This window comes from Ruegeria sp. BHSB064 (genome assembly GCF_059613205.1).
In genome coordinates, this window is record NZ_JBXWSB010000163.1 from 1 (window position 1) to 7,897 (window position 7,897).

The 7,897-nt window shown below is 57.6% G+C and carries 8 protein-coding genes and 1 pseudogene; all 9 read left to right on the forward strand.

Features of this window, described 5'->3' with window-relative positions; all coding sequences use genetic code 11:
* The coding region (locus AC2FNU_RS22580) for an AAA family ATPase (protein ID WP_496792973.1) at positions 1 to 375 on the forward strand (375 nt) is incomplete at its 5' end.
* A gap of 98 nt (positions 376 to 473) precedes the next feature.
* A complete protein-coding gene (locus AC2FNU_RS22585; RefSeq protein WP_496792975.1) occupies positions 474 to 1,280 on the forward strand; it encodes a crotonase/enoyl-CoA hydratase family protein in 807 nt (268 codons plus the stop codon).
* Positions 1,281 to 1,400: 120 nt separating this feature from the next.
* Positions 1,401 to 2,444 carry an RluA family pseudouridine synthase gene (locus AC2FNU_RS22590; protein ID WP_496792986.1) on the forward strand — a complete coding sequence of 348 codons (1,044 nt, stop codon included), beginning with the start codon at positions 1,401 to 1,403 and terminating at the stop codon, positions 2,442 to 2,444.
* A complete protein-coding gene (locus AC2FNU_RS22595; RefSeq protein WP_496792977.1) occupies positions 2,441 to 3,112 on the forward strand; it encodes an HAD-IA family hydrolase in 672 nt (223 codons plus the stop codon). Before AC2FNU_RS22590 ends, AC2FNU_RS22595 begins: the two co-directional genes overlap by 4 nt.
* A 3-nt stretch (positions 3,113 to 3,115) precedes the next feature.
* Positions 3,116 to 3,823 (forward strand): ATP12 family chaperone protein, encoded by a 708-nt coding sequence (locus tag AC2FNU_RS22600; protein ID WP_496792979.1) that lies wholly within the window; start codon positions 3,116 to 3,118, stop codon positions 3,821 to 3,823.
* Between the two features lie 205 nt (positions 3,824 to 4,028).
* Positions 4,029 to 5,045 carry an amino acid ABC transporter substrate-binding protein gene (locus AC2FNU_RS22605; RefSeq protein ID WP_496792981.1) on the forward strand — a complete coding sequence of 339 codons (1,017 nt, stop codon included), beginning with the start codon at positions 4,029 to 4,031 and terminating at the stop codon, positions 5,043 to 5,045.
* A gap of 122 nt (positions 5,046 to 5,167) precedes the next feature.
* Positions 5,168 to 6,400, forward strand: coding sequence for an amino acid ABC transporter permease (locus tag AC2FNU_RS22610; RefSeq protein WP_496792982.1), 1,233 nt, complete (start codon positions 5,168 to 5,170; stop codon positions 6,398 to 6,400).
* A gap of 3 nt (positions 6,401 to 6,403) precedes the next feature.
* A complete protein-coding gene (locus AC2FNU_RS22615; protein ID WP_496792984.1) occupies positions 6,404 to 7,702 on the forward strand; it encodes an amino acid ABC transporter permease in 1,299 nt (432 codons plus the stop codon).
* Positions 7,703 to 7,714: 12 nt separating this feature from the next.
* A pseudogene (locus AC2FNU_RS22620) lies at positions 7,715 to 7,897 on the forward strand (amino acid ABC transporter ATP-binding protein); the annotation flags it as partial.

Consider the following 7,897-nt stretch of genomic DNA (forward strand, 5'->3'; position numbering starts at 1 on the left):
GAAACGTATGAACGGCTGGGATCTCCCGAAGGGGAACTGGCGCTGGCTCAGGCGCTTGTTTATCTGGCGCTGGCCCCAAAATCCAATGGGGCTTATGTCGGCTACAAAGCGGCCATGCGACTGGCCAAGCAGTCCGGCAGCGAGCCACCGCCCAAGCATATCCTGAACGCGCCCACTTCGCTGATGAAGGATCAGGGATATGGCGCGGGTTATGCGTATGACCATGACGCCGAGGATGGGTTTTCCGGCCAGAACTATTTTCCGGAAACCATGAAACGTCCCGTGCTGTACCAACCGGTTGAACGCGGGTTCGAACGAGAGCTGAAAAAGCGCCTCGACTATTTCGCCAAGCTTCGGACACAGCGCAACAGCTAGTTACGCAGGGTCAATATTGGACATGCCGCGGCGTCACAGGCGACAGGTTTGCAATTGAACGCTTCCCTAGGGTCAAGACCAGCAAGGGAGGACGGGAAATGCCGGTTTCAATTGAAAAGACCCAAGACGTCTGGACCATTATCCACGACAGGCCGGATGCGCGGAATGCCGTTGATACGGAACACGCTGTGGCTCTGGTTGACGCGTTCCTGAGTTTTGAAGCCAGTTCTGCCAAAGCTGCAGTGTTCTGGGGCAAAGGTGGCAATTTCTGCGCAGGCTGGGATCTGAAACTCGCCGCCTCGCTTGCGGATCCTGAACTGCGTGAAGCTTACTTCGACAAACACACTTTCCCAATAGGGTCAGCCACTTCGACACTTGGGCCGATGGGCCCGTCCCGGCTGGAGCTTTCCAAGCCGGTCATCGGCGCGATTGAGGGTGCCGCTGTGGCTGGAGGCATGGAGCTTGCCCTCTGGTGCGACATCCGTGTCATGGCGGAAACGGCATATCTGGGTGTTTATTGCCGCCGCTGGGGGATTACCCTGATGGATGGCGGCTCGGTCCGGCTGCCGCGTCTGGTGGGGCAAGGCAAAGCGTTGGAGATCGCCTTGACGGGTCGGAAAGTCGAGGCCGAAGAATGTTATCGGATCGGGCTGGCGGAAAAACTCGTCCCGCATGGTGAAGCGCGTGCCGCAGCCGAGGCCATGGCCCATGAAATTGCACGTTTTCCGCAAGAGGCTGTTCGGGCTGACCGCCGATCAATCATCGAAACGCGCGGCATGCCGGTGCGCGAGGCGCTCAAGGTGGAGTGGGCCAACGGGTTGGAGGCGATCCGCCGCGAAGGAACCTCAGGCGCGGGGCGTTTCCGGGACGGGGCCGGGCGACACGGCGACTTTTCGAACATCTGAGCACAACAGCCAGATACCTTGACTCTTGCCGCATTGCGCGCGACAGACGCCCATGATTTCTGGGACACGGACGAACACGCAATCCGAGCGGATCACCCGCGCGGCGCAAGGGGTAATGGCATGAGTGGCGTACAGATGATTACAGTCGCTGACGGGGATGGCGACCAGCGGGTGGATCGCTGGCTTCGCCGCCTGTTTCCACATGTCAGCCAAGGCCGTATCGAAAAGATGTGCCGTAAAGGCGAACTGCGCGTGGATGGCAGCCGTGCCAAAGCCTCGACCCGGTTAGAGGTTGGGCAGGTGGTTCGTGTGCCGCCGCTGCCCGATGCCGATCACAAACCGGCTGAGGTCAAACATCGTATCTCGGATGCCGATGCCAAGATGATCCAATCCTGCGTGATCTACCGCGACGATCACATTCTGGCGCTCAACAAGCCGCAGGGCCTGCCGGTGCAGGGTGGCAGCGGGCAGACCCGCCATGTCGACAGCCTGTCCGAAGCGTTGCGGTTCGGCTATGAGGAGAACCCGCGTCTGGTCCATCGCCTGGACAAAGATACGTCAGGTGTCCTGCTGCTGGCCCGCACGCGTGAGGCCGCCAAGGGTCTGACCGCCGCTTTCCGTCACCGCGACACACGCAAGATCTATTGGGCGCTGGTTGCCGGTGTTCCGACTCCATATTTGGGTGAGATTAAGACGGGACTTGTCAAAGCACCCGGTCATGGCAAGCACGGTGAGGGTGAAAAGATGATCCCCGTGCATATGAACGAGATTGACAGCACACCGGGCGCGAAACGCGCGCATACGCATTACGCGACTCTCTACCGTGTAGCCGGCCGTGCTGCATGGGTTGCAATGGAGCCGATCACCGGGCGTACGCACCAGCTGCGGGCCCACATGGCCGCCATCGGGCATCCGATTATCGGGGATGGTAAATACGGCGGCTCGGGTCAGGAAAACCTTGGCGACGGCTGGGGTGCGCAACTGGGCGGGATCATTAGCAAAAAGCTGCACCTGCACGCACGGCGCCTGTCCTTCCAGCATCCGGTGACGCGCAAGCCTGTGACAGTCACGGCACCTTTGCCTGATCATATGAAGCACAGCTGGGATACGTTTGGATGGACCGAAGATCTGGCTGCTGACGATCCGTTTGAGGATCTGCAATGAGCGCACCCTTGCGGCTGGTTCTGTTTGATGTCGACGGCACGCTGGTCGACAGTCAGGGCAGTATCGTTCACTCCGTGACAACCAGCTTTCAGGCGGCTTCGGTGCCTGTCCCGTCGCGCGACGCGATCCTGTCGATTGTGGGTCTGTCCTTGCCACACGCCATTGCGCGACTGGCACCGGATCAACCATCCTTGGTCCAGAGTGATCTGGTTGAAGGGTACAAAGATGCTTACCACGCGCACCGGCTTGATCTGGGGGCGGCCAGTTCACCGCTTTATCCCGGCGCGCGTGAGGCGATTGAAGCGTTACACGCTGTGCCCGAAGTACTTTTAGGAGTAGCCACCGGCAAGTCACAGCGCGGTCTTGATGCGTTGATCGAGGCGCACGGGCTAGAGGCTTACTTCGTCACACGTCAGGTTGCCGATCATCATCCGTCCAAGCCACATCCGTCGATGGTTCAGACCGCTTTGTCGGAAACAGGTGTTGATCCGGATTGTGCTGTGATGATCGGTGACACAAGCTTTGACATGGATATGGCCGCCGCAGCGGGCGTGCGTGGAATTGGTGTGACCTGGGGATACCATGACCGCTCGGCATTGACCTCGGCCACATGTGTAATCGAGACGTTTGACCAGTTGCCCACGGCGCTGGATGGAATATGGAACTAGGATATGAGCGACTGGAAACCAAAACGCTTTTGGAAAGAAAGTGCCGTAGTTGAAACCGATGGCGGGTTTGCGGTTGAATTGGATGGTCGGCGCGTCAAAACGCCTGCCAAAGAAGGGTTGATCCTTCCGACCCGCACCATGGCCGACGCTGTCGCGGCCGAATGGGACGCGCAGGACAAAGAGGTTGATCCTGCATCAATGCCGTTCACCCGTTCTGCCAATGCTGCAATCGACAAAGTGCGTATTCAACACGCTGAGGTGGCGGACATGCTTGCCGATTATGGCGATTCCGATCTGCTGTGCTACCGGGCGACGCATCCGCAAGAACTGCAAGACCGCCAAAACGCCGAATGGGACCCCGCCCTCGACTGGGCCGCAGCAACTTTGTCGGCGCGTCTGGTGCCGGTTGCCGGGGTGCTGCACAAACCGCAAGCTGACCCTGCCTTGTTGGCACTGCGAACGCGCGTTCATGCGTTGGATTCGTTTCAACTGGCGGCTTTCCACGACCTGGTCAGCTTGTCAGGGTCGTTGATTCTTGGGTTTGCCGCCGCCATGGATTGGCGCGAACCGGACGAGATATGGCGCATTTCGCGACTGGACGAAACGTGGCAGATTGAACAATGGGGCCATGATGACGAGGCCCACGCGGTAGCCGAAACCAAAAGGGAAGCGTTTCTGCACGCAAAACGCTTCTTCGACATGTCGGTTTGAGCCTTAATTCCTGATATTTGGGCAAATGTTAAAAGACCTTGGTGCATGAACCATCGATTTCGATGATCGGCCCCTTGACGTTTGTTTATGAATACGCCCAAACTCAGTCCCACTAAAGGGGAGACGCCTTTGGGGTAACCTTTCCGGCATCCACTTGCCGGGCAGAGCCGCCTCGTAAGAGGTGGAAAATCAGGAAGAGGTAAAAATGAAAAAATCCGTAATCTTGGGCGCGGCAACGATTGCCGGTCTTGCAGCTGGCGCAGCCGCGGCAGGAACCGTTGACGACGTTAAAGCGCGCGGCAAGCTGAACTGTGGTGTGACCACCGGTCTGGTTGGCTTTGCTGCACCCGACGCAAATGGTGAATGGCAAGGCTTTGACGTATCGCTGTGCCGTGCCGTTGCTGCTGCTGTTCTGGGCGATGCAAACGCTGTTGAGTTTGTTCCCACCACCGGTAAAACACGCTTTACCGCGCTGGCTTCGGGCGAAATCGACATGTTGGCCCGTAACACAACTTGGACCTTCAGCCGCGACGTCGACCTGAAGTTCGAATTCACCGGCGTAAACTACTATGACGGTCAGGGCTTCATGGTTCCCAAGGCGCTGGGCGTAACCTCGGCCAAGGAACTGGATGGCGCAACCGTCTGCATCCAGACCGGTACCACAACCGAGCTGAACCTGGCGGACTTCTTCCGCTCGAACAACATCAGCTACGAGCCGGTTCCAATCGAAACCAACGCCGAAGCTCAGCAGCAGTATCTGGCTGGCTCATGTGACGTTTACACCACTGACGCATCAGGTCTGGCTGCAACGCGCGCCACATTCGAAAACCCTGATGAGCACGTTCTGCTGCCCGAGATCATCTCGAAAGAGCCTCTGGGCCCGCTGGTTCGTCATGGCGACCACGAGTGGGGTGACGTTGTCCGCTGGACTCTGAACGCTCTGATCACGGCAGAAGAACTGGGTGTGACCTCGGCCAACATCGACGAGCTGAGCGCTGGCACAGAGAACCCGGAAATCAACCGCCTGCTGGGTACCGAAGGTACTCTGGGCGAGATGCTGGGTCTGGACGCTGACTGGGCCGCCAAAGCCATCAAAGCAGGTGGCAACTATGGTGAAGTATTCGCCAAAAACATCGGTGAAGAGACACCGATTGGTCTGGCACGCGGTTTGAACGCACAGTGGACCGAAGGCGGCCTGCTGTACTCGCCGCCGTTCCGCTAAAACCTACGGAGAAGGGCGCAGGGTAACCTGCGCCCTCTTCACATCAAAGAGCTGCGGGAACATGCAGAGCGGGGACAAACCCGCCAAGACAAAAAAACCGCACGCTACGGGGATTTCAAAATATGTCGACTATGACTGATCCACCGAAAGCTGACTTTCGGTTGTCCATGCTCATTAACGACACCCGCTATCGCTCCCTGACGTTTCAGGTGATCGCGGCGATCGTTATTGCGCTTTCCATCTGGTATCTCGGAAACAACCTGATCCAGAACCTTCGGGCCGCAGGGCTCAACATCTCTTACTCGTTTTTGGGCGACCCGTCCGGGTATGACATCAACCAGCGTCTGATCGAATATGACAGCCAGTCCAGTCATGGACGTGCGGCTGTTGTTGGTATTCTCAACACGCTGCTGGTGGCCTTTCTGGCGTGTATTACCGCCACGGTGTTCGGAGTGATCGCGGGTGTTCTGCGGCTTTCGAACAACTGGTTGGTTTCGAAGCTTATGGCGGTCTATGTCGAGATCTTCCGGAACATTCCGGTCCTGATCTGGATCATCATAATCTTCACCGTCATGACGGCTGTGCTGCCTGCGCCACGCGCGTTCCGTGGCGATGACGCCACATCCAGCATGTTGTTCGATGCCTTCGCCTTTACCAACCGGGGTGTTTACATTCCCCGCCCCGAGTTCACAAACGGGCTGTTTGGTGCAACCATCTTGAATTGGTTGCTGGTGATTGTCGTTTTGATCGGCTCATGGTTCGCTTCGCACGAGATTGAAAAACGTGCAACGCTGAAACAGGAAGAGACCGGCGAGCGCCCAAAGACGTTTTTGGTCAAGTTGGCTGTTTGGCTGGTGCCTTTCGCTGCGTTGATGCTCATTATGGGCCTGACCTGGGATATTCCCGCTCTGAAAGGTTTCAACTTCAGTGGTGGCATCAAGGTTGGCGGCCCGCTGATTGCGTTGTGGTTTGCTCTGTCGATCTACACCGGCGCATTTATCGCAGAGAACGTGCGCGCGGGTATTCAAGCGATTAGCAAGGGTCAAACCGAGGCTGCGGCCGCGTTGGGCCTGCGTCCAGGGCGGATTATGAACCTTGTCATTCTTCCGCAGGCGCTGCGGGTCATCATTCCGCCGCTGATCTCGCAATATCTGAACATCACCAAGAACTCGTCGCTGGCAATTGCCGTTGGTTATGCGGATATCACTGCGACCCTCGGCGGCATCACGCTGAACCAGACCGGTCGTGCGATCGAATGCGTTCTGCTGCTGATGCTGTTCTATCTCACAGCCTCGTTGCTGATTTCGATGGCGATGAACATCTACAACGCCTCCGTTAAGTTGAAGGAGCGCTGAGCCATGAGTGATCAAACAACAAACCCGATCGCCTTTGTGGCCGAAGGCACTATCCCGCCTTCGCCCCCACCGGCTAATGAAGTCGGAGTAGTCAAGTGGCTGCGCGAGAACCTGTTCTCGGGCGTGACAAACACCATCCTGACCGTCTTGTCGCTGATCCTGATCTACTTGATCCTGCAGAACACACTGCCGTGGATTCTGAACGGGGTGTGGAACGCCAACTCTCTGGCGGAATGCCGAGAGATACTGGCGGGCAAGACAGGTGCCTGTTTTGCGGTTCTGACCGAACGCTGGCCTCAGCTTATCTATGGCTTCAAATACCCTGCCGACGCTTACTGGAGACCGAACCTGGCCTTTGTTCTGATGCTGGTCGCCCTTGCGCCGGTGCTGTTCTTTGACCTGCCACGCAAGATGCTGCTGTTCACTGCGGTTTACCCGTTTGTGGCCTTCTGGCTGATCTGGGGGGGCACGATCCTGGTTCCTCTGGTGGCGCTGGTTGGTTTCATTGCGGCAGGTGCCGTGTTCCAGAAACTGGGCAACAACAGCTTTGCTGCCGGGTTCTTTGGGGCCATCGTAACAGCACTGGTCATCTGGAACGTCGGCGGAGCCCTGATCCCGGAAGGCGCATCAGAGAATGCCTGGCTTACAGCCGTTCCCAGCCGTGATCTGGGTGGCTTCATGCTGAACATGATGCTGGGCGTGACCTGTGTGTCGCTGTCGGTGCCGTTGGGTATCGCATTGGCCTTGGGTCGTCAGTCGAACATGCCGCTGATCAAATGGGTCTGCGTTATCTTCATCGAATTTATCCGTGGCGTGCCTTTGATCACGCTGCTGTTCGTGGCTTCGGTGATGCTGGCGTATTTCTTCCCGCCTGACAGCACGGTCGACCTGTTCCTGCGTGTTGTGATCATGATCACCATGTTCTCAGCCGCCTATATCGCCGAGGTGATCCGCGGCGGTCTGGCAGCGCTTCCGCGTGGACAGTACGAAGCAGCAGACAGTCTGGGTCTGGATTACCCGCAAGCGATGCGGCTGATCATCCTGCCGCAGGCTCTGAAGATCTCGATCCCCGGTATCGTGAACGTGGCCGTGGGCCTGTTCAAAGACACCACACTGGTTTCGGTCATTTCGATGTTCGATCTGGTGGGCATGATCCGGGGCCCAATCCTGGCGTCGACCGAATGGAACGGCGTCTATTGGGAGCTTCTGGGCTTTGCCGCGCTTCTGTTCTTCGTCGTCTGTTACGGCATCTCTCAATATTCTCAGTGGCTCGAGCGTCGCCTTGCCACAGATCATCGTTAAGGAGTTCAACAAATGTCTGAACTTGCAGTAGAACGCGAAATCGACCGCTCCAAAATGCAGGTGAGCGACGAGGTCGCCATCGAAATCAACAGCATGAACAAGTGGTATGGCTCGTTCCACGTGCTGCGCGACATCAATCTGACCGTCAATCAGGGCGAGCGGATTGTTATCGCGGGGCCGTCGGGCTCGGGTAAG